20 protein-coding genes and 3 pseudogenes are annotated in these 22,856 nt (G+C 70.2%); 10 read left to right on the top strand and 13 right to left on the bottom strand.

Features of this window, described 5'->3' with window-relative positions:
• Positions 1–24: 24 nt before the first annotated feature.
• Positions 25–408, bottom strand: coding sequence for an SRPBCC family protein (locus OG448_RS28890; RefSeq protein ID WP_350907800.1), 384 nt, complete (start codon positions 406–408; stop codon positions 25–27).
• Positions 409–576: 168 nt separating this feature from the next.
• Positions 577–1,005 carry a CBS domain-containing protein gene (locus OG448_RS28885; RefSeq protein ID WP_405558159.1) on the bottom strand — a complete coding sequence of 143 codons (429 nt, stop codon included), beginning with the start codon at positions 1,003–1,005 and terminating at the stop codon, positions 577–579.
• 138 nt (positions 1,006–1,143) lie between these two features.
• Between OG448_RS28885 and OG448_RS28880 the strand changes: the two genes are divergently transcribed.
• A complete protein-coding gene (locus tag OG448_RS28880; protein ID WP_405558157.1) occupies positions 1,144–1,380 on the top strand; it encodes a DUF2945 domain-containing protein in 237 nt (78 codons plus the stop codon).
• 312 nt (positions 1,381–1,692) lie between these two features.
• Here OG448_RS28880 and OG448_RS28875 read toward each other — a convergent pair whose 3' ends face one another.
• On the bottom strand, positions 1,693–2,337 hold the full coding sequence (locus tag OG448_RS28875; RefSeq protein WP_405558155.1) for a dihydrofolate reductase family protein: 645 nt from the start codon (positions 2,335–2,337) through the stop codon (positions 1,693–1,695).
• 102 nt (positions 2,338–2,439) lie between these two features.
• Between OG448_RS28875 and OG448_RS28870 the strand changes: the two are divergent.
• A pseudogene (locus OG448_RS28870) lies at positions 2,440–3,042 on the top strand (IS5 family transposase); the annotation flags it as partial.
• Between the two features lie 341 nt (positions 3,043–3,383).
• Here the strand turns inward: OG448_RS28870 and OG448_RS28865 are convergent.
• Both OG448_RS28865 and OG448_RS28860 read right to left on the bottom strand, forming a co-directional pair.
• Entirely contained in the window at positions 3,384–4,433 is a 1,050-nt protein-coding gene (locus tag OG448_RS28865; RefSeq protein WP_405558154.1) for a YihY/virulence factor BrkB family protein, read from the bottom strand.
• A gap of 444 nt (positions 4,434–4,877) precedes the next feature.
• Positions 4,878–6,329 carry an aromatic amino acid ammonia-lyase gene (locus OG448_RS28860; RefSeq protein ID WP_405558152.1) on the bottom strand — a complete coding sequence of 484 codons (1,452 nt, stop codon included), beginning with the start codon at positions 6,327–6,329 and terminating at the stop codon, positions 4,878–4,880.
• Between the two features lie 99 nt (positions 6,330–6,428).
• Here OG448_RS28860 and OG448_RS28855 point away from each other — a divergent pair, with 99 nt between their 5' ends.
• Together OG448_RS28855 and OG448_RS28850 are read left to right on the top strand one after the other, a co-directional pair.
• The gene (locus OG448_RS28855; RefSeq protein ID WP_405558150.1) at positions 6,429–7,253 is read left to right on the top strand and encodes a MurR/RpiR family transcriptional regulator; all 825 of its coding nucleotides are present in this window, start codon (positions 6,429–6,431) and stop codon (positions 7,251–7,253) included.
• Positions 7,219–8,589 carry an MFS transporter gene (locus OG448_RS28850; RefSeq protein WP_405558149.1) on the top strand — a complete coding sequence of 457 codons (1,371 nt, stop codon included), beginning with the start codon at positions 7,219–7,221 and terminating at the stop codon, positions 8,587–8,589. Before OG448_RS28855 ends, OG448_RS28850 begins: the two co-directional genes overlap by 35 nt.
• A 23-nt stretch (positions 8,590–8,612) precedes the next feature.
• Here the strand turns inward: OG448_RS28850 and OG448_RS28845 are convergent, their stop codons facing one another.
• Together OG448_RS28845 and OG448_RS28840 are read right to left on the bottom strand one after the other, a co-directional pair.
• Positions 8,613–8,966, bottom strand: a complete 354-nt coding sequence (locus OG448_RS28845) for a VOC family protein (RefSeq protein ID WP_405558147.1) — start codon at positions 8,964–8,966, stop codon at positions 8,613–8,615.
• A gap of 108 nt (positions 8,967–9,074) precedes the next feature.
• Positions 9,075–9,851 carry a response regulator gene (locus OG448_RS28840; protein ID WP_405558145.1) on the bottom strand — a complete coding sequence of 259 codons (777 nt, stop codon included), beginning with the start codon at positions 9,849–9,851 and terminating at the stop codon, positions 9,075–9,077.
• Positions 9,852–9,963: 112 nt separating this feature from the next.
• Here OG448_RS28840 and OG448_RS28835 point away from each other — a divergent pair, with 112 nt between their 5' ends.
• The 6 genes and pseudogenes from OG448_RS28835 to OG448_RS28810 all read left to right on the top strand — a co-directional run bounded on the left by OG448_RS28835 (position 9,964) and on the right by OG448_RS28810 (position 17,808).
• Positions 9,964–11,556 (top strand): CHASE3 domain-containing protein, encoded by a 1,593-nt coding sequence (locus tag OG448_RS28835; RefSeq protein ID WP_405558144.1) that lies wholly within the window; start codon positions 9,964–9,966, stop codon positions 11,554–11,556.
• 38 nt (positions 11,557–11,594) lie between these two features.
• Positions 11,595–12,076, top strand: a pseudogene (locus OG448_RS28830) (IS5 family transposase); the annotation flags it as partial.
• A gap of 122 nt (positions 12,077–12,198) precedes the next feature.
• Positions 12,199–12,465, top strand: coding sequence for a hypothetical protein (locus OG448_RS28825; protein WP_405558142.1), 267 nt, complete (start codon positions 12,199–12,201; stop codon positions 12,463–12,465).
• Positions 12,466–12,916: 451 nt separating this feature from the next.
• Entirely contained in the window at positions 12,917–14,284 is a 1,368-nt protein-coding gene (locus OG448_RS28820; RefSeq protein ID WP_405558141.1) for a ricin-type beta-trefoil lectin domain protein, read from the top strand.
• Positions 14,285–14,306: 22 nt separating this feature from the next.
• Entirely contained in the window at positions 14,307–16,493 is a 2,187-nt protein-coding gene (locus OG448_RS28815) for an RICIN domain-containing protein (RefSeq protein WP_405558139.1), read from the top strand.
• Positions 16,494–16,518: 25 nt separating this feature from the next.
• Positions 16,519–17,808 (top strand): ThuA domain-containing protein, encoded by a 1,290-nt coding sequence (locus tag OG448_RS28810; protein WP_405558137.1) that lies wholly within the window; start codon positions 16,519–16,521, stop codon positions 17,806–17,808.
• A 371-nt stretch (positions 17,809–18,179) separates the two neighbouring features.
• Here OG448_RS28810 and OG448_RS28805 read toward each other — a convergent pair.
• The 6 genes and pseudogenes from OG448_RS28805 to OG448_RS28780 all read right to left on the bottom strand — a co-directional run.
• A pseudogene (locus OG448_RS28805) lies at positions 18,180–18,299 on the bottom strand (MerR family DNA-binding protein); the annotation flags it as partial.
• Between the two features lie 104 nt (positions 18,300–18,403).
• On the bottom strand, positions 18,404–19,678 hold the full coding sequence (locus OG448_RS28800) for a calcium-binding protein (RefSeq protein WP_405558135.1): 1,275 nt from the start codon (positions 19,676–19,678) through the stop codon (positions 18,404–18,406).
• Positions 19,679–19,963: 285 nt separating this feature from the next.
• The gene (locus tag OG448_RS28795) at positions 19,964–20,452 is read right to left on the bottom strand and encodes an HIT family protein (protein WP_405558133.1); all 489 of its coding nucleotides are present in this window, start codon (positions 20,450–20,452) and stop codon (positions 19,964–19,966) included.
• A complete protein-coding gene (locus OG448_RS28790) occupies positions 20,442–20,807 on the bottom strand; it encodes a MazG nucleotide pyrophosphohydrolase domain-containing protein (RefSeq protein WP_405558131.1) in 366 nt (121 codons plus the stop codon). Before OG448_RS28790 ends, OG448_RS28795 begins: the two co-directional genes overlap by 11 nt.
• Positions 20,797–22,431 (bottom strand): cation acetate symporter, encoded by a 1,635-nt coding sequence (locus OG448_RS28785; protein ID WP_405558129.1) that lies wholly within the window; start codon positions 22,429–22,431, stop codon positions 20,797–20,799. The genes OG448_RS28790 and OG448_RS28785 overlap by 11 nt, the downstream gene beginning before the upstream one ends.
• The gene (locus OG448_RS28780) at positions 22,428–22,823 is read right to left on the bottom strand and encodes a DUF485 domain-containing protein (RefSeq protein WP_405558127.1); all 396 of its coding nucleotides are present in this window, start codon (positions 22,821–22,823) and stop codon (positions 22,428–22,430) included. Before OG448_RS28780 ends, OG448_RS28785 begins: the two co-directional genes overlap by 4 nt.
• Positions 22,824–22,856: the final 33 nt, after the last annotated feature.

The raw sequence follows: 22,856 nt of genomic DNA, 5'->3' as shown, positions 1-22,856 counted from the left end.
CTCGCCGAGGGCCGGGCGGCGCAGTCAGACGCGGGTGAGCCGGTGCAGCGCCCAGTCGACCATGGGCGCGTAGACCAGCGGCACCGGCACGGGTGCCGTCAGGTGGACGGCGACCCGGGTGCCCGTGCCCTGCGGCTCCATGGTGTGCCCCACCAGCACCGGGATGCCGAGGAAGTTGACCTTCCAGGCCCAGGCACCCTTCGGCTCGTCGACCTCGGTGACCTCGAACCGCCCCCGCAGGAACCCCGCCACCTCCACCTCACCCCGGGCACCCGGCCGGATGACGTCCCCCTCCGTCCGGACCGCCCGCAGATGCGGCGCCCACCGCGCCCACTCCTCGTACCGCGCGTACCGCTCCCAGACCACATCGGGCGCAGCGGGGCCCGCAACCGTGACGGTATGCCGCATGACGGTCCTCCCAGCGATGTCCGGCTCAATGTACGGGGGCGCGAGGAGGGATGCGCGGCGAGCGATCTCGGTGAGCCCGCCAGCGTCTGCCGTCATGAGGAAACTGAGGGCGCAGATCGGGCTGCCGGCAGTCGCGGGATTCCCGTACCCGGCACGACCAGGCAGGCTCTAGCTGTCGCCACGCGACTTTCGGGCGTGCTCCGGGGTGGGTGAGTCGATGCGGCCGGAGCGGCCCTGGAGGCGGGGGTCGCCGGCGTTCACGACGCCCACCGGGGAACCGCTCTCGATGACGGCGACCTGACGCACCGAGTTCTCCTCCATCAGCCGGGCGACGTTGTCGAGACCGTCGTCGATGTCGACGGTGACGAGCCCCCCGCGCACCACCTCGGCCACGGTCATCTTCTCGGCGTCGGCCGCCTCCGCGAGCGCGCCTACGACGAGATCGTGATCGCTGACGAGCCCCCGCAGCGCCCCGCCCTCCACCACGAGCACGACGTCGACCCCCTCGTCGCGCATCGTCCGCGCCACGGACGTGACCGACTCCTGGCCGTCCACCGTCGTGGGGTTCCCCGTCATGATCTCGCGCACGCTGTCCATCGCCACTTCCTCCTTGATCGGCCACGGTCCTACGCCCCACCGTGTACCCCGGGACGCGCCGGAAACCCCGCGCCCAGGTGCGAACGGGCCAGCGCCCGGCCAGGGTGGTAGGACACCCCACCTCCCCCAGGAGCTCCCATGAACGCCTCCGACAAGGACCGCCCCGCCAAGGGCGACAAGGTCGCCTGGAGCACCCACGGCACGGAGACCACCGGCAAGGTCGAAAAGAAGATCACCGACCGCACCAAGGCCGCCGGCCGCACGGTCGACGCCTCCCCCGACGACCCCCAGTACGAGGTCCGCAGTGACAAGTCGGGGCGGACGGCGGTGCACAGGCCTTCGGCGCTGAAGAAGAAGGGGAAGTCCCAGCGGTGATGGCAGCCAACTCCCGCCAGGACGCACTAGCTTGATGTGCTCCGGGCCGCCACCTGACCCTTGGTGGAGGTCGGTGGCGGCCGGGTTCCGGCCGGGCGTGTGAGCGTTCGGTGAGGGTCAGCCACGTATCGGTGATTCATGGCGATCCACGACGACGAGGCCGAGGTAGATCCCGAACACCAGCGGCTGCCCGACCAGTTCGCCGCGTCCCTGGCCACCCGCATGGTCACCGACGCCCTGCCGGAGCGGACCAGGAGTAAGGACGACACCCGCCTCAGGGCAGCCCCGCGCCGGAGCTGCCCTGAGCGCTGGTCACTTGCGCCAGAACAGGTGGTGCGTCACCCCGCTCGGGCTGGGAACGACGTCCCGGTGGAACCGGTCCAGCAGCTCGTCCGGGGAATCCCAGAGCCGTACGCCCGACCCGAGCTTCATCGGCGAGACCGCCGCGTGGAGAGTGTCGACGAGGTCGGCGTCGAGGAACTCCCGGATGGTGGTGGCCCCTCCCCCGAGCCGTACGTCCTTCCCCTGCGCCGCCTCCTTGGCCTGCGCGAGCACCTCCGCCGGTTCCCCCTCGACGAAGTGGAACGTCGTGTCGGACAGTGTGATGGAGGGCCGCTTGTGGTGCGTCAGCACGAACACCGGCGTACGGAACGGCGGTTCGTCACCCCACCACCCCTCCCACTCCAGATCCTCCCAAGGCCCGCGCTGCGGCCCGAACTTGTTCCGCCCCATGATCTCCGCGCCGATGTTCCGCGCGTAGTCCCGCGTGAGGTAGTCGTCCAGCCCGCGGCTCCCACCCGGATCGGTCCGCATCGGCCAGCTCGCCGTAGCCCCCGCCCACGAGAACAGCCGCCCGGGATCAACATGCCCGAACGGCCTCTCCAGCGTCTGATCCTCCCCGGCACCGATCCCATCACTGGAAACATTGAAGTTCTGCACCCGCAACAGCTGCCCCACGGGCTCCTCCTCGACTGTCGACAACGGTGCTGAGACTGACGGGTCCGGTGAAACTCATCGCGCATCGAGTGCCTGTCAACTGATCGTTTCAGGGTGTTCGAAGTGCGTGCTGATCTCGTTCCAGACGACTTGTGGGAGCGGGTGGCCCCGCTGTTGTCCCCGCTCCCGAGCGCCGTCACCGCTATCCCGGGCGGCTGCGTGTTCCCGACCGGGCGGCGGTCGTCGGCATCATGTACGTGTTGCGAACCGGTGTCGCGTGGCGTGATGTCCCGACAGAGCCGGTGGGATGCTCCGGGGTGACGGCCTAGCGCCGTCTGCGGGACTGGACCGAGGCCGGTGTCTGGCCGCGCCTGCACGCTGCTCTGCTGACCGAGCTTCGCCGCGCCGACCTGCTGGACCTGGACGACTGCTCCGTGGACGGATCACACGTCCGGGCCCTCAAGGGGGGGTCACGTTGGACCCTCACCCGTAGACCGTGCCCGCCCCGGCTCCAAGCACCACCTGATCGTCGACCGCCACGGAACCCCGCTCGCCGTCTCCCTCGCTGGAGGGAACCGCCACGACGTCACCCAGCTCCTCCCGCTGCTCTACGCCGTCCCACAGGTTCGAGGGCTACGAGGGCGCCCCCGTCGAAAGCCCCGGCGCCTGTACGCCGACCGGGGCTACGACCGAAGGAAGACGACTCGGGGCGGTCCTCGACCTCGTCGTGGGGGATCCAGTCCTTGGACGGCCGGGGCCGGTCGGCCGGCTGCTTGCACACGCCGCCTGACACCAACTGCGCCACCGCCAGCGCTGTCAGGCCCGCGGCTGCCGCCCTGCGGCCGCGCCAGCCGCCCAGCCACCATCGCCGCGCCCGCGCCGCACCACAGCTTGGCGCCCTTTTGCCGCCTCCTCGACCGCCGACAGCGTCCTCGCCAGAGCGGGCGGGGTCCGGGAGGCGGCCTGTTTCGTCAGCGCCCTGTCCGCGTCACGCAACCCCGCATCCACCCTCATGCGCCTTCGGTACCCGGAGATCCCCAGGCCGCACCCAAGATCAGGTGTGGCTGTCACCCCCCGTCCAGGCGGCGCCGGTCCTGCTCGTCCCACTTACGGGTGTCGCGCGGCTGGGTGTAGGGCTCGGCTTCCGGCGGGTGGCCGCCGGCGATGGCCCGCTGGCGGGCGGCCTCCGCGTCGAACTCCAGGCCCAGCAGGATCGCCAGATTGCTGATCCACAGCCACACCAGGAAGACGATGACGCCCGCCATCGTGCCGTAGGTCTTGTTGTAGGAGGCGAAGTTGGCGACGTAGACCGCGAAACCGGCGGAGGCGATCATCCAGATGACCAGGGCGAGGAAACTGCCCGGCGTGACCCACTTGAAGCCCTTCACCTTCGCGTTCGGGCTCGCCCAGTACAGGATCGCGATCATCACGGTGACCAGAACCACCAGCACCGGCCACTTCGCGATCGACCACACCATCAGCGCCGCGTCCCCCAGCCCCAGCGCCGTCCCCGCCCGGCGGGCCAGGCCCCCCGTGAACACCACGATCACCGCACTGCCCACGGCCAGGACCAAAAGCGCGACCGTCACACCCAACCTCACGGGCAGGATCTTCCACACCGGCCGCCCCTCGGGCATGTCGTAGACCGCGTTCGCGGCGCGGATGAACGCCGCCACGTACCCGGACGCCGACCACACCGCCAGCACCAGACCCACCAGAGCCAGCAGCGAGCCGATCCCGGCACTGCCCTGCAGCTGCTCCACCGCGCCCGTCAGGATGTCGCGCACCGAGCCGGGAGCGAGCTGTTTGATGTTGTCCAGCACCTTGTCCGTGGTCGACTTGCCAGTGAGGCCGAGCAGGGAGACCAGTGCCAGCAGCGCCGGAAACAGGGCGAGCACCCCGTAATAGGTCAGCGCTGCCGCCCGGTCGGTGAGTTCATCGTCCTTGAACTCGCGCAGGCTGCCCTTGAGTACGGCACGCCATGACTCCTTCGGCAGCTTCGACGGGCCTTCCGGCTCCCGCCGCTGAACCTCCGGCCCCGGCCCGACTTCTTCCGGCGCCGGCGCCTGGCTGGCGCGGGGGTGGTCTTTTCGCCCAGGAAAATGCAGCTTCACCATGGGCACCGAGTACCCCTGCGGCTCACCCGTACCACGGCCCACAAGGACGCCCCTGGCTTTGTTCACGAGAACGGGTTCTGGCACGACTTCCGTGAAGCGGTCACGATCAGTGATCAGTGGGTGTTTCGAGTGCTCGGAGGATGTGTCGTACTTCCTGGCGCCACTGGGCGGCGTCGGCGCTGTCGCACTCGAGCTCGAGCTGGACCACGACTACGAAGAGGACAAGGGCGTCCCGTTCGAGCGCTACCGCGCGGTGCTGACCGTTCGGGACTTCGCCGGCGACAAGGATCTGGAGCGGTTAGTGGCCGAACGCCTCTTCCATCGCCTGGCGGCCCTCCAGCGGTACTGGCTCGTCCTGGTCTACGACCTCCCACGAGTCATCGACCGCGGTGCCCCGCCGGGAGAGGACCTGTACCCGCCGGTCCTAAGTCGAGTGATCCGCGCCTACAGCACCGCCAACCGGTCCAGCAGTCGTTCCGCCTGCTGGATCTCCGTGCTCAGGGGGTGGTCCTCGGTCACATGCGGAAGCCTCGCCGAGGCCAGGGCGAACGCGTGGCGGAGTGGGGTGTCGGGGAGTTCGGTGTCGGACATGCGCAACGCCCGTACCGCGCCCAGGAGTTCGCAGGCCAGGACCGTGCGGTAGGCGGCCGTTGCCGCGACCGTGCTGCGGACCGCGTGGGTGGAGAAGCTGGCGTGGTCCTCCAGGCCGCGGGAGATGACGGCCGTGCCGAGGGTGACCGGGGAGGCGGCGTGGCGGAGGGTGCCGAGGGCGTCGTGGGCGACGTACTCGAGGATCATGACGCCGGAGCTGCCCGCCGGGCCCTCGGCGAGGAAGGGCGGGAGGCCGCTGAGGTCGGGTTCGACGAGGTCGCTGAGGCGGGCGGCGGACAGCTCGGCCGTGTGATGGAGTGCGGCGCGCAGGTAGTCGAAGGCGAGTGCGACCGGCGCGGTGGAGAACTGGCCGTGGTGGTAAGCCTGTTGGCTCTCGGTGTCGATCAGCGGGTTCTCCGCCGCCGCGTTGAGGTCGACCTCCAGCACCTGTTCCACATGGGCGGCAGCCTCCAGCGCGGGCCCCTGCACCTGGGGGAAAGCCCTGAGGCCGAAGGGGTCCTGGAGGCGCCGGCCGGGCGGCAGGTCGCCGCCCGAGGTGAGCAGCCGGCGCAGCTCGGCGGCACACCGTACGGCGCCGGGGTGCGGCCGCGAGGCGTGCACGCGCTCGTCGTACGCCTCCGCCGAGCCGCCCAGCGCGCAGAAGGTCAGCGCGGTCACGACATGGCTCGCCGCGAGCAGCCGGGACAGGTCGTGCCAGGCGAGTACGGCCTCGGCGAGGGTCGCGGCGTTGCTGGAGATGAAGGCGAGCGCGTCACCGGGGCTGATCGCGACGGGGTCGATCCCGCCGGACTCCCAGGGCAGTTCACCCGCGAGGGTCAGCGCGATCTCGGCCAGCGCGGTGAGGTCGCCGGTCCCGATCGCGCCACGGGTGTGCACGAGGGGCAGCGCGCCGACACGCAGGGCCTGTTCGAGCGCCCGGAGCAGCCGGGGATGCACCCCGCTGCCGCCGGCGGCGAGCTGGTTGAGGCGTACGGCCATGACCGCGCGTACCGCGTCGTCGGGCAGCGGCGCGCCGGTGCCGCCGGCGTGGCTGCGCAGCAGGCGCAGCCCGTGCAGGTCGGCGCCGTCGGGGTCGACGACGATGTGGCGGTTGGCGCCGACGCCGGTCGTCCTGCCGTAGACCGCGCCCTTCGCGCCCAGCTCCACGGCCAGTTCGTAGCTCTGTTCCGCCCTGGTCAGCGCGTCGGGCGCCAGCTTCGGCCACGCGCTGCGCCGGGCCACGCGGACCACGTCGGCGCATCGCAGTCCGGCGCCGCTGATCACGATGCGGCTGGAGTCGGTCATCGCCACCCCTCTTGACAACAGTTCATTCATTCCTGCGAATAGCATGTAACTATTGATTCATCGTGCTGGCAAGAACCCGCCGGCGAGAAGGAGAACCTGGTGCCCCGGTCGCTGCACGAGCTGCTCACCGCGCACCGCCTCACGCCCGCACAACGGCGCATCGCCAGCTACCTGGCCGAGCGTCCGCGCGACGCCGCCGCGCTGACCAGCGCCGAGCTGGCCGAGCACGCGCAGGTGAGCCAGCCGTCGGTGACCCGTTTCGTCGCGCTGCTCGGCTTCGACGGGTACGCGGAGTTCCGGCGCTATCTCCGCAACGCGACCACCGAGCCGGTGATAGAGCGCGGCGGCAACAAGTTCCAGGCCGCCGTCGACGCCGACTTGCGCAACCTCGCCGCGCTGCGTGCCCAGCTCGCCGACGAGACCCGGCTGCGCGCCATCGCCGAGCGGCTGATGGCGTCCGTTCCGCTGGTCGTCGTGGGGTACCGCGTGTCGTCCGCGCAGGCCGCCTCCTTCGCCTACCTTGCCACCAAGATCCATCCGGATGTCCGGCTGCTGACCGACTCGGGCAGTGTGTTCGGCGACCATCTGCGGCACGCCCACCGGTGTGGCGCCCAAACACTGGTGATGGTCGCGCTCCCCCGCTATCCGCGGGAGTGCGCGGCCGCGCTCCAACAGGCCCGCACCCTGGGCCTGCACACGCTTCTGATCACGGACCGGCTCGTCACGGCGCTCACCCCGCTCGCCGACGACGTACTGAGCGCGGGAGTCGCCTCCGAGTTCGTGTTCGACTCCCACGCCGCGGTCGTCTCGCTGACCGTGGCGCTGGTGGAGGCGATGGCCGACGCGGCCGGTGCCTCGGCCCGGCAACGACTGGAAGGTTTCGAAGACTATGCCGCAGAGCAAGACCTCTTCCTCCGGGAGTGACAACCCCGGACCCTCCGGGAGCGACGAGGCGGCGACCGCGTTCGACGACGCTCCCCTCAACCGCTTCCATCTGCGCATCACGGCGCTGACGTTCTGCGCCAACTACTCCGACGGCTATGAACTCGGCATCATCAGCATCGCGCTGCCGTTGATCGCCCAGCAGCTGGGATTCGGCTCCGTGTGGGAGGGGCTGCTCGGCGCGGCGGCCCTGATCGGCATCTTCCTCGGCAGCGTCGTCGTCGGCTGGGGAGCCGACCGGATCGGCCGCCAGCGCCTTTACACGTACAACTTCCTGCTCATCTCGGTCGCGTCGGCCGCCGAGTTCTTCGTGACCGGCCCCACCCAGTTGTTCGTACTGCGTCTGCTGATCGGCATCGGCATCGGCGCCGACTACGCGCTGGGCCCGACGCTGGTCGCCGAGTTCGTACCGCGCCGCTACCGGGGCGGGCTGCTCGCGTCCCTGACCGTCATGTGGACGGTGGGATACGTGGTGGCGTTCTTCCTCGGCAACTGGGTGGTCGGCCTCGGGGGCGAGGCGTGGCGGTGGCTGCTCGCGTCCAGCAGTCTGCCCGCGCTGGCCGTGGTGCTGCTGCGGCTCGGCGTGCCGGAGTCCCCGCGCTGGCTCGTCGCGCGCGGGCACCTCGAGCAGGCGCGGGCCGTGGTGCGCCGGCTCGGCGGCGACGAGGACGCGGTCGCGTCGCTGGCCCGTATCGCGCGCGCCGCCGGCGAGCGTCCCCGGGCGCGCTACCGCGACCTCTTCGGTCCCGAGTACTGGCGGCGCACGGCGTTCGGCGTCATCTTCTACAACGCCCAGGTGGTGCCGTACTTCGCCATCTATACGTTCCTGCCGCTGGTGCTGGCCAAGATCGGGGTCGGCGAGGAGGACACCACCAGCGACGGCATCCTGAACCTGTTCCTGCTGGGCGGCAGCGTGGCGGGCCTGTGGTTCGTGGCGAAGATGACCCGGCGCGGGCTGACGATCTGGTCCTTCGTCGTCCTGATCGCCGCCCTCGCGCCCATGGCGGTCTGGCCCGACGCACCGAAGGCCCTGCTCTTCCCGCTGTTCCTGGTCTTCACCTTCACCATGTCGGCGGCCGTCAACCTCGACCAGGTCTATCCGGCCGAACTCTTCCCCACCGACCTCCGCAGCTCCGGCGTCGGCCTCCTCAACGGCATGAGCCGCATCGGCTCCGCGATCGGCACGTTCCTCCTCCCCCTCAGCCTCGACCACATCGGCTTCTCCCCCACCATGCTGGCCCTGACCCTGGTCCTGGCGGTCGGCCTCGCGGCGTCGGTGGCGTGGGCCCCGGAGACGAAGAACGTGGCCCTGGACTGACGGCCGTCGCTACGGGAGCACGGTCAGGCGGGCTGCCACAGTTCGACCCGGTTGCCCTCCGGGTCCGTGACCCAGCCGAAGCGGCCGACGCCCTCCATGTCCTGGGTTTCGTCGGCCACGTCCGCTCCCTGGGCGCGGAGTTGCGCGAGCATCGCGTCCAGGTCGGCGACGCGGAAGTTGAGCATGGTCTGCTGGGTGCGGGAGCCGAAGTAGTCGGTTCCGGAGTCGAAGGTCGCGAACACCGTGGGCCCGGTTGCCTGTTCCCACTGGCCGTGCTCATCGGCGTCGAGGCCCAGACAGTCGCGGTACCAAGCGTTCAGGGCCGCCGGGTCGGCGGCCCGCAGGAAGTAGCCGCCAATTCCAAGTACGCGTTCCATGCGGTCATCCTGCCAGGACAGTGATCGGGAGCACCGGCACCACAGGGCTCATGGGAAACGCCCGGTCGTACGGGCCATCGGCTCCGTACGACCGTGCTCCGGGAGGGATCAGCCGCGGGGCAGGCGGGTTGCCGTTTCCAGGTAGAAGGCGTCGATGCTCTGGACGGCCTGCTCGAACTCCGCGAGGTTGACGGGCTTGGTGACGTAGGCGTTGGCGTGGCCCTGGTAGGCGCTGGTGACGTCGTCGGGGGCGGAGGACGTGGTGAGGACGACGACGGGGATGGTCTGGAGCTCCTCGTCCGCCTTGAGGATCTGGAGCAGTTCGCGGCCGTTCATGCGGGGCATGTTGAGGTCGAGCACGATGAGGTCGGGACGCACGCTGTCCGGGTCGCGCAGGTGCTCCAGCGCGGCGACTCCGTCGGTGACCTGGACCAGGTTCCGGGCGCCGCGCTCGGAGAGGGCCTCCTCGATGAGGAGGGCGTCGGCGACGTCGTCCTCGACGAGCAGGACGTCGAAGGGACGGGTGGGGGTGGTCATCATCGGATGCTCCGTGGGTGCTTCATTGGAGTGGGTGAAGAGTCCCGGCCAGCGGCGCCGGGCGCCCTGGCGCGTCATGTCGCTGGCCTCGCCGAGCTGGGGATAGCCGGCACCCGCGCGGGCGGCGTCCACGGCCGCCGCACGCTGGAGGCGTTCGGCGGCCCGCTGGAGATGCGTCAGGACGTGCAGCCGGGTCAGCGCGTGCGAGGGGTCGTCCGGCGACGGAACACGAGAACTCCCCTCCGCCACCTCATGGACGATGCGCCGCGCGACCTCGTCGACCGCGGCGTCCGCGAGCACGGCCATCTCCTGCGGGGCGGTCGGCACGACGAAGTTCTTGCCAGGCATGACCAGCAGCGTAAGCCCTCGGCATCACCCGCGACAACAACAGTTGTCGTCGTCGCTTAAGGTATGCCTGCGCCGCTGTGATCGCGGCCGTCACCGCGGAGGAGAACAGAGGATGACCGTCGTTGAGAAGCCGCCGCACACGCGGGAGCTGTCCCGGTGGACGACCAGGCGCTGGCTTCGCCTCGGGGTCACCGTCGCGATGTCCGTCCTGGTGCTCCTGGGGGCGACCGGCGCCTGGGCCCTGGCCCGGACCGCGTCGATCAGCAACAACCTCGTGGACGTGAAGTCCCCGGCGCTGATGACCTCGATCCGGCTGGAATCGGCGCTGCTCAACCAGGAGACGGGCATCCGGGGCTACGGGCTCACCGGCACCGCCGACTTCCTCGATCCGTACCGGCAGGGGCTCAGCCAGCAGAAGACCTACACGAAGGACCTGGCGGACCTCCTCCGGGGCAATCCCGCACGGCTGCGTGACCTGAAGACCGTCGAGGACCGGATCGAGAACTGGCAGGCGCGGATCGCGCGGCCGATCGCGGCCTCACCGGCCGGCAAGCCCTCGCCCCTGGCCGGCGAGAACGCGGCCAAGGGCAAGACGACCTTCGACGCCATGCGCGCGGCCATGGCCGACCAGCAGGACCGGCTGCGCGCCGACCGCGCCTCGGCCAGGGCGGACCTGACCGCCACGATGCGCCTGCGGAACTGGATCTTCGCTGCCATCGCGGCCGTCATCGTGGCCCTCGCGGTGATCGTCTCCGAGGCGCTGCGCCGGGGCATCACCGGCCCCCTGGAGCGGATCGGAGCGGACGCCCGGACCATCGCGGAGGGCGAGTTCGCCCACACCATCACCCCGACCGGTCCCGCCGATCTGCGGCAGTTGAGCAGCGAGATCGAGTCCATGCGCCAACGGCTGGTGCGGGCACTGGACTTCAGTGAGGAGGCGCGGCTGCGCCTGGACGAGCAGTCCGCCGACCTCAAGCGGTCCAACGCGGAGCTGGAGCAGTTCGCATACGTCGCCTCGCACGACCTTCAGGAACCCCTGCGCAAGGTGTCCAGCTTCACGCAGTTGCTCCAGCGGCGGTACGGCGGACAGCTCGACGAACGGGCGGACCAGTACATCGACTTCGCCGTCGACGGCGCGAACCGCATGCAGACCCTCATCAACGACCTGCTCGACTTCTCCCGCGTGGGCCGCGTCCACAACACCCACCAGAGCGTCGACCTCAATACGGTGATGAAGCGGACCCTCACCGCGATCAGCGTCAGCATCGAGGAGTCGGGAGCGGTGATCACCCGGGACGAACTGCCCACCCTCATCGCCGACTCCACGCAGATGGGCATGCTCTGGCAGAACCTGATCGGCAACGCCATCAAGTTCCGCCGCCCCGGCGACACCCCGGTCATCCACATCTCCGCCGAACAGGACGGCGACTTCTGGCGCTTCGCCGTCACCGACAACGGCATCGGCATCGCCGCCGAGTACGCCGAGAAGGTCTTCGTCATCTTCCAGCGCCTCCACACCAAGGACCGCTACCAGGGCAGCGGCATCGGCCTCGCCATGTGCAAGAAGATCGTCGAGTTCCACGGCGGCACCATCGCGGTCGACCTCACCCACACCGAGGGCACCCGCATCGTCTTCACCCTGGCCAGCAGGCCGGAGGAGCCGGGCGAATCAGAGGACTCGGACTCCCTCGCGGCGGCGCACTAGGACCTGTCCGAGGGGTCGCGTGACAGGCTGACTGGTGAATCGTTCCGTCCGGTGTCGGGCGGGGTGATCCGACAGATGCGGAGTGGGCCCGGCTGGAGCCGCACCTGCCGAGAAACGCAGGCCGGGGCGGGCGGTGGAAGAGCCACCGTGTGGTGCTCAACGGCATTCTCTTCCGGCAACGGACCGGTTCGGCAAGTGGAAGACGGTGCGTGACAGGCATCGCAGGTGGTCGGCGGACGGCACGTGGGACAGGATCTTGCGGGCAGTCCAGGCCGACGCCGATATCGAGGGCCGTCTGGACTGGACGATGGCGGGGGTGGACTCGACGGTCTGCCGGGCGCACCAGCACGCGGCCGGTGCACGGAAGCAGCCTCCGCGCCTCCCCGGTCGGCGGAGTCGGCCCGTTCATCATCGGGACGAGGAAGGGCTGGGCCGCTCCCGGGGAGGGGTGACCACGAAGATTCATCTGGTGGGTGGGGGCGGGCGGCGTCCGCTGGCCGTGCTGATCACACCGGGGCGCACGAGCCGCGGGTGTTCGGAGTGCGGGTCGGCGGACTGTGGGACTGCGAGAAGGCCGGGAAGATCACCCCTACCGCGCCGGCCCGCCTGTCGGCGCATGCCCATACTGGCGTGCGGACCCGTATGTCCGCCTCCGATGCCGCCGAGCGGTACTGCTCCGCCGTCCTGCAGGCGCTCGCACTGCACTACCTGGCCCGGTCCGACCGAACTGCTCTGCTGTTGGCGGCCGCTCAGGCCAACGTCCGGTCTCAGCGCGCCCAGGCCCGCGAGGAGCTACGGAAGCTGCTGGACGAGCAGAGGCGGGCGGAGCGTGCCGCGAGGCGGCACCGGCGTCGGGAGGCCGAGTACCGGTCGCTGCTCGGCCAGGCCGACGGCTGGCCCGGTGTCTGACGACAGGAGGGAGATACCGATCGTGTCGAACAGCCTGTCCCTCGCGGGATCCGGTCGCGTCAGCGGGTCCGGTTCTGCGCAGCCCGAGAGTTGCCCGAAGCAGCGGCGCGTTCCGGGCCGCCGTCGAAGACCGGCGGCCCGGAACACCTCTTCGGTTTCCTCGGTCCCGTCCTCGACCGGCGTCACGGACGAACGTCCGCAGCGAGGTTGCCGTTCGCGCCGGCCAGGTCGCGCTCCCAGGTGATCGGGTGGGTCAGCGTCTCCCCGTTCACGAACCTGTCCACGCCATACGCCTGCGGCCCTTTTCGGCGTCAACTCTTGACGGCCCAGGTCTGGACCTTTAGGTTCCCGTTCGCCACAGCTTCATGAATGCACACGCAGTTCAGGTACTTGAACAGCGCTCCCCCCACCGACGGCCTCCCCTGAAAGGCTGTGAACCCCCATGTCCCCCATGCCCAGATCCGCCCTGCGCGGTGTGCTCGCTGCCGCACTGCTCACGGCGTCGGCAGGCGCGCTCACCGTGACTCCGGCCGCCGCGGCCACCGGCACCATCACCGGGCTCGGCGGCAAGTGCCTCGACGTGGCGGGAGCCAACTCCGCCAACGGCACGGCCGTCCAGCTCTACGACTGCAACGGCACCGCCGCCCAGCAGTGGACGGTCGAAACCGACGGCACGGTCCGCGCGCTCGGCAAGTGCCTGGACGTGACCGGCAGTTCGACCGCCAACGGCACCAGACTCCAGCTGTGGGACTGCACCGGCGCCGCCAACCAGAAATGGACCGTCTCCGCCGCCCGCGACCTCGTCGGCCAGCAGTCCGGCAAGTGCGCCGACGTCACCGGCAACACCTCGGCGAACGGCACGCCCGTCCAGATCTGGAGCTGCACCGGCGCCGCCAACCAGAAATGGACCGCGCCCACCGGCGGCGGGACGCCGCCCGCCGCGGCGCCGATGGCCGTCGCCCCGTACCTCTACAACGGCTGGGGCAGCCCGCCCAACCCGACCACCGTCATGAACGCCACCGGCGTCAAGTGGTTCACCCTCGCCTTCGTCCTCAGCAACGGCACCTGCAACCCGCAGTGGGACGGCAGCCGTCCGCTGACCGGTGGCGTCGACCAGCAGACGATCAACACCGTGCGGGGCGCGGGCGGCGACGTCATCCCCTCGTTCGGCGGCTACAGCGGCAACAAGCTGGAGAGCTCCTGCACCAGCGCCTCGGCACTGGCCGGCGCGTACCAGAAGGTCATCGACGCATACCGGCTCAAGGCCATCGACATCGACATCGAGGCCGACGCGTACAGCAACGCCACCGTGCAGCAGCGCACCGTGGACGCGCTCAAGACGGTCAAGGCCAACAACCCGGGCATCAAGGTGTACGTCACCATCGGCACGGGACAGTCCGGGCCGGACACCAGCCTGATCAACCGAGCCGCCAACTCCGGGCTCCAGGTCGACAGCTGGACCATCATGCCGTTCGACTTCGGCGGCGCGGGACAGAACATGGGGACGCTGACCACCAGGGCGGCCGAGGGGCTGAAGAACGCCCTCAAGAGCGCGTACGGCTACAGCGACGACCAGGCCTACCGGGGCATGGGCATCTCGTCCATGAACGGGATCACCGACGACAACGAGACCGTCACCCCCGCCGACTTCCAGACCATCCTCGGCTACGCGCAACAGCACCACCTCGCGCGCCTCACCTTCTGGTCGGCCAACCGCGACCGGCCCTGCTCCGGCGGTTACCCGAACGACGACACGTGCTCGGGCGTGGCCCAGGGCGCCTGGCAGTTCACCGGCATCTTCGCCAAGTACACCGGCTGACGACCCGCCCCAGGAGACTTCCGTGTTAAGAACTCTCACCGTGGCCGTGCTCGTGGCCACGACCGCTGCCGGACTCCAGTCCGCCGCGCCGACTTCGGCGAGCGCGCGGCCCGCGGCGGCCGCGGCGATCCCGACCGGTCCCACCACCGTGATCAACAAGGGCAGCGGCAAGTGCGTCGACGCCCGTGCGGCCGCGAGCGGCGACGGCACCGCCGTCCAGCAGTACGGCTGCAACGCCAGCGCCGCCCAGACCTGGCAGCTGGTCCCCACCAGCGGCGGCTACTACCGCGTCGACAGCGGCCTCGACGCCACCAAGGTCTGGGACGTCACCGACGTGTCCACCGCCGACTCGGCCGCGATCCAGCTGTGGACGTACTCCAGCGGCGCCAACCAGCAGTGGCTGCCCGTCGCCGAGGCCGACGGCTCGTACCACTTCGTCAACCGCAACAGCGGCAAGTGCCTGGACGTCCCAGGTGCCTCCACTGCCGACAGCGTGCAGCTCGCCCAGTACACCTGCAACGCCACGGCCGCGCAGTCCTTCACGCTGAGCGGTGGCACGACGAACCCGCCCGGCACCCCGGACTTCGGCCCGAACGTGACGGTGTTCGACCCGTCGATGCCGGCCGCCGCGATCCAGGCCAAGCTGAACTCGGTCTTCGCCCAGCAGCAGACCAACCAGTTCGGCTCGGCCCGCCAGGCCCTGCTGTTCAAGCCGGGCACCTACAGCGCCGACGCCAACGTCGGCTTCTACACCCAGGTCGCCGGCCTCGGCCTCTCCCCGGACGACGTGACCATCAACGGCGCCGTGCACGCGGAGGCCGACTGGTTCCAGGGCAACGCCACGCAGAACTTCTGGCGCGCCGCCGAGAACCTGTCGGTCAACCCGACCGGCGGCACCGACCGCTGGGCCGTCTCGCAGGCCGCCCCGTACCGGCGCATGCACGTACGCGGCAACCTCGCGCTCGACGACGGCGGCTGGTCCAGCGGCGGCTTCATCTCCGACACCAAGGTCGACGGACAGATCCGTTCCGGCTCCCAACAGCAGTTCCTCACCCGCAACTCCCAGATGGGCAGCTGGGCGGGTTCCAACTGGAACATGGTCTTCGTCGGCGACCAGGGCGCGCCCGCCCAGTCCTTCCCGACGTACACCAATGTCGCGAGCAGCCCCACGATCCGCGAGAAGCCCTTCCTGTACGTGGACGCGGCCGGCGCCTACAAGGTGTTCGTGCCCGCGCTGCGCGGGAACGCGGTCGGCACGACCTGGAGCGGCAGGACGCCCGCGGGCACGTCGCTGCCGCTCGAACAGTTCTTCATCGTCAGGCCCGGAGCCACCGCGGCCGACCTGAACGCGGCCCTCGCGGCCGGCAAGAACCTGCTGGTCACCCCCGGCGTCTACCACCTCGACCAGACGCTGAACATCACGCGCCCCGACACGGTCGTCCTCGGTATGGGTCTGGCCACCTTCGTCCCGGACGGTGGGATCACCGCGATCAGCACCGCCGACGTGGACGGCATACAGCTGGCCGGCCTGCTGATCGACGCGGGCACCACCACCTCCCGCACGCTCGTGCGGATCGGCCCGGACGGCTCGGCCGCCGGCCACGCCGCCGACCCCGTCCAGCTGTCCGACTTCTTCGTCCGGATCGGCGGCGCCACTGTCGGGAAGGCGACCGACTCCCTCGTCGTCAACAGCGCGAACACGATCATCGACCACACCTGGATCTGGCGTGCCGACCACGGCAACAGCGGCACGGTCGGCTGGACCACCAACACCGCCGACACCGGGCTCGTCGTCAACGGCGCCGACGTCACCGCGTACGGCCTGTTCGTCGAGCACTTCCAGAAGACACAGGTCCTCTGGAACGGCAACGGCGGCAGAACGTACTTCTTCCAGAACGAGATGCCCTACGACCCGCCGAACCAGGCCGCCTGGATGAACGGCGGAGGCAAGGGCTACCCCGCGTACAAGGTCGCCGGCTCCGTCACCGGGCATGAGGCGTGGGGGCTGGGCAGCTACTGCTACTTCAGTACCAACCCCGGCGTTGTCGCGGACCGGGCCTTCGAGGTGCCGAACACCTCCGGGGTCAGGTTCCACGACATGGTGACCGTCTCGCTGGGCGGCACCGGGACCATCAGCCACGTCATCAACAACACCGGAGGGCCGTCCAACTCCACGACCAACGTCGCCTACTTGACCAACTACCCGTAGACCGCAGGGAAGGACCGATCAGCGGATGCACACCATCAGCTCCCGATCCGGCAGCACCGGCCTGCGGGTTCTTCTCCTGCTCGCGGTCCTGCTCGGACTCGCCGCGCCACCTGCCGCGCACGCGCACACCGCGGCGGCGCCCTTCAAGGTGCTCGGTCTCTACAGCGGCACCTGGGACGCGGCACACATCGACTTCGAGAAGGAGGCGAACGACTGGCTGCCCAAGCAGGCCGCCGCGAACGGCTTCACCTACACCGCCAGCAACGACTGGAACCTGCTCGCCGACGGGGGCGTGCGCGCCTATAAGGTCGTCCTCTTCCTCGACGACCTGCCGCAGACCGCCGCTCAGCGCACCGGGTTCGAGCAGTACATGCGCGACGGCGGGGCCTGGATGGGCTTTCACGTCTCCGCCTTCACCACGGACGCGGCCGGCTGGTCCTGGTACCACAACACCTTCCTGGGCAGCGGTGACTTCAAGTCCAACACCTGGGGTCCGACTGCCGCCGTCCTCAAGGTCGAAGACCGCTCGCACCCCTCCACCGTGAACCTGCCCGCCACCTTCACCTCGTCGGTCAGCGAGTGGTACAGCTGGTCCAACGATCTGCGGCAGAACCCGGACATCAAGGTCCTCGCCTCGGTCGACCCCAGCAGCTTCCCCCTGGGCACCGACCCCGACCAGTCCTGGTACAGCGGCTATTACCCGATCCTGTGGACCAACACGAAGTACAGGATGCTCTACGCGAACTTCGGCCACAATGCGATGAACTACGACACGAACACCCGTCTGTCGTCGACATTCGCCAGCGCGACGCAGAACCGGTTCCTGCTGGACGGGCTGAAGTGGCTCGGCGGGGCGGGCGGTACCACTCCGCCGGACGACAGTCTCTCCGAAACATCCTGGTACTCGCTGCGCAACGTCGGCAACGGCACCTGCGTCGACGCCCGCGCGGCCGCCACGGCCAACGGGACCGCGATCCAGCAGTACGCCTGCAACGGCACCCAGGCGCAGCAGTTCCGGCTCGCCGGGACCGAGGACGGATACCGGCGCATCGGGGTGCGCCCCGCTCCGGACCAGGTCATCGACGTGACCGGCGTCGCCACCGCCGACAACGCGCCGCTCCAGCTGTGGGCGTACGGGGGCGGGCCGAACCAGCAGTGGCTCCCGGTACGGGAGACCGCCGGGCGGTACCACTTCACCGCCCGGCACAGCGGCAAGTGCCTCACGGCGGCGTCCGCCGCCACCAACAGCGCGCAGCTCACCCAGCGCGCCTGCGACGGCTCCCCGGCCCAGAGCTTCGCGGCAGCCGCCGGCTGACCCCACCGCATGCGGGACGTCCGGCATCGGCGTCCCGCATGCAGTGCAACGCACCGAATGCAACCGCTCTCGGTGGACCCCAAGGGCACGGGGATTCGCGAGGGATGCGGTTTCGTCGTGGTCCTGCAGCAGTCCTCCGGCGTCCTACTTCCCGATCGCGTTGGAGTCCACCATGCCGCACGACGTCCCCTTCGCTTGCCCCAACGACGTGCGCGTATTTGAGCTGAAGGTCCATCTGGTGATCCGGCCAATGGCCGACACGTTCCAGAAGAGCGCTCTCGTAGAGGACACCTGAGGATCGTGCGGATGTCGTCCGCGCCGCAGGCGGCGGGGTCGGTGGTGGCGGCTCGGTCCGCCAGGGCGCGTACTGCGTCGCGGGTGGCGGCGAGTTCGGCCATGCGACGGTCGATGTCGTCCAGGTGCTCGTGGATGAGGCCGGCGACCTGTGTGCAGGGGGCGTGGCCGTCGTCGCGCAGGGCTCGGATGGACAAAGCGTTGAAACGGGCCCTCGTGCATCCCTCGCCGCTACGGCGAGGGATGCGCCGGGGCCCGTTTCTGATGTTCGTCGATCAGGTCGGAGGCGTGTGGGGCGGGGTTAGAAGCAGCCGGGACCGGTGGAAGGGTTGAAGCAGGCGTTGGTGCCGGTGCCGCCGTCGTTGGTGTTGGTGCCGGTGCCGCCGAAGAGGGCGTCGTTGCCGGGACCGCCGAAGAGGGCGTCGTTGCCGTTGTTGCCGTTCAGGTTGTCGGCGCCGTTACCGCCTTCGATGCGGTCGTTGCCGTCCCCGCCGGTGAGGGAGTCGTTGCCGTCGCCGCCGCAGATGATGTCGTTGCCACCGCGGCCGTCGACCACGTCGTTGCCGCCGAGGCCGAAGATCACGTCATTGCCGGGAGTGCCGATCAGGACGTTGTTGCCGTTGGTGCCGGTGATGGTGGGCGTGGCGGTCGCGCAGGTGGGGGGCGCCGGCTCGTAGGTGATGGTCACCTGGGCCGGCCCTGCGGCGGGAGCGGAGGTACCACCCGTGGGGACACGGTTCGACGCACCGCCGCCGCCACCGGGACCGAAAGCGGGAGGGGAGCTCTGGATTTGGCTGCAGCCTCCGCCGCCGCCTCCGCCGAACCAGCCGCCCCCGCCTCCGCCCGCCCCGAAGTTGCCTCCGCCGTTGCCGCCCGCACCGCCCGTGCCCGGAGTGCCGGATGTACCGCCGAAGGGGCATACGGCTCCGCCTGCGCCGCCGGCTGTCTGGGTTCCGCCGCCGCCGCCCTGGCCGCTGTTCGTTCTACTGCCGCCGGCACCCCCGGTGATTCCGGCGTCTCCACCGGTGGCCTCCGGGACGAGGAAATTGGGGGGGAAGCCGCTTCCTCCGCCGCCTCCACCGCCCGCGACGATGAGGCGGGGGTCAGTGGCGGGGACGCCGGTCAGGGTGCAGCCGGGGCCGGCCGAGCTGCAGGTGCGGACATCGCTGGAACCGCCGCCGGCACCGCCCTGAGTCCCCCCTCCGCCGCCGGCGCCCCCACCCGTGCCGACGTTGACATAGAGGGTGGTGGTGCTCGGCGGCACGGTGACGGTGCCGGTGACGGTGGCGCCGTTGCCGCCTGTGCCGCCGCCGGGGCCGTTCTGGCCTGCGGCGCCGGTGGCGGTGACGGTCAGTTGGGTGACGCCGGACGGCACGGTGAAGGGCTGGTCGGCGCCCGCGTTGAAGGTGACCGTCACGGGCACCGCCGCGGCGGGGGTGGCCGTGGGTACCACCAGGGCCGCCGGCAGCGCCACCGTGGCGAGCAGTACGGCAGCACGCCTGGCCGGGCGCCGCCGCTCACCCGCGGCTCCCGCGGCACGACTATGGAACATGGCATGTTGCAGGGTCGGTCTCACGATGGGGACTCCTCGACAAAGATCGCGGCACTCAGCACGTGCCACGGACGTCGGTTGATGTTGAGGCCCCTGCCGGGACCGCCCGACGATCAAGCCACACCCGCCCGGCGCGGCCCTCCGGACACACCGTCATACCGCCCGCGATCCACCGACCAGCCGGTACCCGATCCCGTACTCGGTCCTGCGATCCGTTGACGGGTGGACCGATACCCTGCCAGCTCACCCCGCCCCACCATAGGAACAGGGATCCCTCCGCTGCTGGTCACATGATCCGCCGGACAGGCCCTAGGTCCTACCTCTGCGCGCCGCGAGGCGGGCACGCAGTCGCCGGGCCATGTCGGAATTCTCGTCCGGGGTGGGGTTGAGGACGCCGTTCTCGGTCATCAGCGCGTGGAACTGCTGTCGCTCGTACGGTACGCCGGGCGGCAGGCCCGCGATGTGCCAGTGCAGGTGGGCGTTGCCCTGCCGGCTGCCCAGGGACAGCAGGTAGGTCCGCTCCGGGCGCAGGATCTCCTCCATGGCCAGCGCCACCCTGCGGACGACGAGCATCAACTCGGTGTACGCCGTCTCGCCCAGGTCGCGGACGGCGTGCTCGATGTGCGCCTTGGGTGCGACCAGGAGTTTGCCGGGGAGGGTGGGCCACCGGTCCAGGAACGCCACGTGCGCGTCGTCCTCGTAGACAGGTTCGTGCCGGTAGTCAGGGTGGCCGTCCAGGTAGGCGCAGATGAAGCAGGGGCCGTTGCGAGCGCGGGCGACATAGGCGTCAAGATCCATGCTCGTCGTCCTTGGCCTCGTCGGGGCGGGCGGCGTCCAGGCGGGTGTTGATCGCCGTTTCCAGTTCGGTCATCGTGCGGTGGAACGCCCGGTGGAGGTCGATGTCGTACCGGTCGGCCAGGATGAGCACCGACCACAGGCAGTCCGCGAGTTCGTGTGCCAGGGCCGCGCGGGCGCCCGGCATGTCGCGGGCGCCCTCCGCCGCCATGACCAGCTTGGCCAGGTCACCCACGTCGCCGACGAAGCCGAGCATGAACTCCTCGCCTGTCCACACCCGGCCGCGTCCGGACAGGTTGAGCCGGTCGTAGAGGTCCCGGACGTGTTCCGCCCGTTGCCGGAACTCGTCAAGAGCCATCCGTGCCTCCCCCCAACCGGTCCCGTGCCGACGGCCCCGTCAGGAGGCGATGCTCGGCGGATTCGTAGCGTGCGCGTTCCCGGTCGGCGGTGGACTTGCCGGAGAGGAGGGAGGTGAGCCAGCCGGCGAGGAAGCCCGCCGGGATGGAGGCGAGGGCCGGGGTGTTGTACGGGAACCAGTCGAAGTCGGCCTCGGGGAAGGCGGAGAGAGGGGTGCCGGAGACGAGGGTGGTGCCCGGGGTGAGGGCGAGGACGGTGAGGGAGCCGACCACGAGGGTGGCGAGCAGGCCCGCGCGGGTGTAGCGGCGCCAGAAGAGGGTGTAGAGGAGCGCGGGGGCGATGGCCGAGGCGCCGAGGGTGAAGGAGAGGGTCGCCAGGGGCTGGAGGCTGCGGTGCTGGGCAAGGGCGGCCACCAGGATGACGGGGGTGCCGACCAGCAGGGCGCACGAGCGGGCGAGGGTGAGTTCCCGCACCGGTGCCAGCGGGATACGACGGGAGGCCGTCAGGTCGTGGGCGAGGGCGTTCGCGCAGGCCAGCGTCATGCTCGCCACGGAGGCGAGCAGGGTGAGGAACACGGCGGTGGTGACGGTGGCGAAGAGCAGACTCTCGGAGCGGGAGAGACCGCTGCCGAACGCGGCGCGGGCGCCGAGCAGATAGGCGGTCGTGCCGTGCGGGTCGGCCCCGGTGATGCGGGCGTGTCCGAGGAGGGCGGTGGCCCCGGTGCAGATCAGTACGAGCATCAGGATGAACAGGGTGACCGAGGAGACCGCCCAGGACATGGCCCGCCGCACCTGGCGCGGCGTCCCGGCGGTGTACATGCGCATGGTGACGTGCGGCAGACAGCCTGCGCCCAGCACGATCGCGCACTGGGTGCTCGCCAGGTCGAGCGCGGGATGCGGACTGCTGGAGTACTGCAGCCCCCAGCGCAGGTAGGCGGGCCCGGCACCGCTCTCGCGCGCCGCGGTGCGGAACAGTGCCCCGGTGCTCCAGCCGAAGGTGTGCAGGATCAGCCCGCTGACGACGAGCCCGGAGGCGAGCAGCATCACCGTCTTGAAGATCTGCACGAGCGCCGTACCCCGCATCCCGCCCAGAGCCGCGTAACTGATCATGAGTATCCCGGCTCCGACCACACAGCCGTTCTTCGCGGCGGGCTCGGTGAACCCCATGACGTAGGCAAGGAGTTCACCCACCCCGGCGAGCTGGACGATCATCATCGGGACGAGCGCGAGCAAGGTGACCGCGCAGGCCGCGACACGGACGGACCGGGCGGGATGGCGGTGGCCGAGGACATCGCCCATGGTGTACCGGCCGGTGTTGTGGAGCGGCTCGGCGAGCAGGAACATCAGCAGGAGTAGGGACAAAACGGCGCTGAGCGCGAGGACCACCCCGTCGTAGCCGCACAGCGCGACGATGCCGCCGATGGTGAGCACGGTGGCGGCGGAGATGTAGTCCCCGGCGACGGCGAGCCCGTTGCGCAGGGGCGAGAGGGATTTGTAGCCGGTGTAGAACTCGGCCAGGTCGTCCGCGTCCGGGCCGGTGAGGACGCAGAGCAGCAGGGTCAGTGCGACGACGGAGCAGAAGGCGGCCAGGGACCATGACTGTGCGGAACCGCTGAACTCCGTCACCGGCCTCCTTCCCGGTGCACGGGCGCCGGGTAGGACTGGCGGGCGCGGCGGGCCAGCGGGTCGACGAGTCGGTACGCGGTGGCCTCGTAGAGCAGGACGGCCAGCCAGGTGACGGGGATCTGCACGAGGGCCAGCACGAGACCGGTGGGCAGGCCGCCCGGGCCCGGACGGGTCATCAGCCAGGGGGCCTTGACGGTCAGTGTGAGGAAGACGGCGAAGTAGCCGAGCGCGGTGAGGGAGGCCACGCGCCGCTGCCAGCGGTAGGCGCGGCGCAGCTTGCGCAGGGTGCGGTGCGGACCGGAGCGCGGGCCCGGCGGCTCCGGCGAACCGTGTCCCGTCGACCAACTGGGTTCGCGGCGATCGGAGGGTAACTCGGAGCTGTCGTAGGACACTTCGTGATCTCCTGGCGGGGACCGGGCCCGGAA

Origin of the sequence: Streptomyces sp. NBC_01171, from assembly GCF_045039805.1 — a bacterium.
Classification (GTDB): Bacteria; Actinomycetota; Actinomycetes; order Streptomycetales; family Streptomycetaceae; genus Streptomyces.
The sequence above is the reverse complement of the archived record's forward strand: the minus strand, read 5'-3'. Positions and strand labels throughout refer to the sequence as shown.

Excerpts from the sequence above, each read along its gene's own strand:
- OG448_RS28890 (WP_350907800.1), bottom strand. The coding sequence starts at position 408 with ATGCGGCATACCGTCACGGTTGCGGGCCCCGCTGCGCCCGATGTGGTC.
- OG448_RS28885 (WP_405558159.1), bottom strand. The coding sequence starts at position 1,005 with ATGGACAGCGTGCGCGAGATCATGACGGGGAACCCCACGACGGTGGAC.
- OG448_RS28880 (WP_405558157.1), top strand. The coding sequence starts at position 1,144 with ATGAACGCCTCCGACAAGGACCGCCCCGCCAAGGGCGACAAGGTCGCC.
- OG448_RS28865 (WP_405558154.1), bottom strand. The coding sequence starts at position 4,433 with ATGGTGAAGCTGCATTTTCCTGGGCGAAAAGACCACCCCCGCGCCAGC.
- OG448_RS28860 (WP_405558152.1), bottom strand. The coding sequence starts at position 6,329 with ATGACCGACTCCAGCCGCATCGTGATCAGCGGCGCCGGACTGCGATGC.
- OG448_RS28850 (WP_405558149.1), top strand. The coding sequence starts at position 7,219 with ATGCCGCAGAGCAAGACCTCTTCCTCCGGGAGTGACAACCCCGGACCC.
- OG448_RS28845 (WP_405558147.1), bottom strand. The coding sequence starts at position 8,966 with ATGGAACGCGTACTTGGAATTGGCGGCTACTTCCTGCGGGCCGCCGAC.
- OG448_RS28840 (WP_405558145.1), bottom strand. The coding sequence starts at position 9,851 with ATGCCTGGCAAGAACTTCGTCGTGCCGACCGCCCCGCAGGAGATGGCC.
- OG448_RS28835 (WP_405558144.1), top strand. The coding sequence starts at position 9,964 with ATGACCGTCGTTGAGAAGCCGCCGCACACGCGGGAGCTGTCCCGGTGG.
- OG448_RS28825 (WP_405558142.1), top strand. The coding sequence starts at position 12,199 with ATGTCCGCCTCCGATGCCGCCGAGCGGTACTGCTCCGCCGTCCTGCAG.
- OG448_RS28820 (WP_405558141.1), top strand. The coding sequence starts at position 12,917 with ATGCCCAGATCCGCCCTGCGCGGTGTGCTCGCTGCCGCACTGCTCACG.
- OG448_RS28810 (WP_405558137.1), top strand. The coding sequence starts at position 16,519 with ATGCACACCATCAGCTCCCGATCCGGCAGCACCGGCCTGCGGGTTCTT.
- OG448_RS28795 (WP_405558133.1), bottom strand. The coding sequence starts at position 20,452 with ATGGATCTTGACGCCTATGTCGCCCGCGCTCGCAACGGCCCCTGCTTC.
- OG448_RS28790 (WP_405558131.1), bottom strand. The coding sequence starts at position 20,807 with ATGGCTCTTGACGAGTTCCGGCAACGGGCGGAACACGTCCGGGACCTC.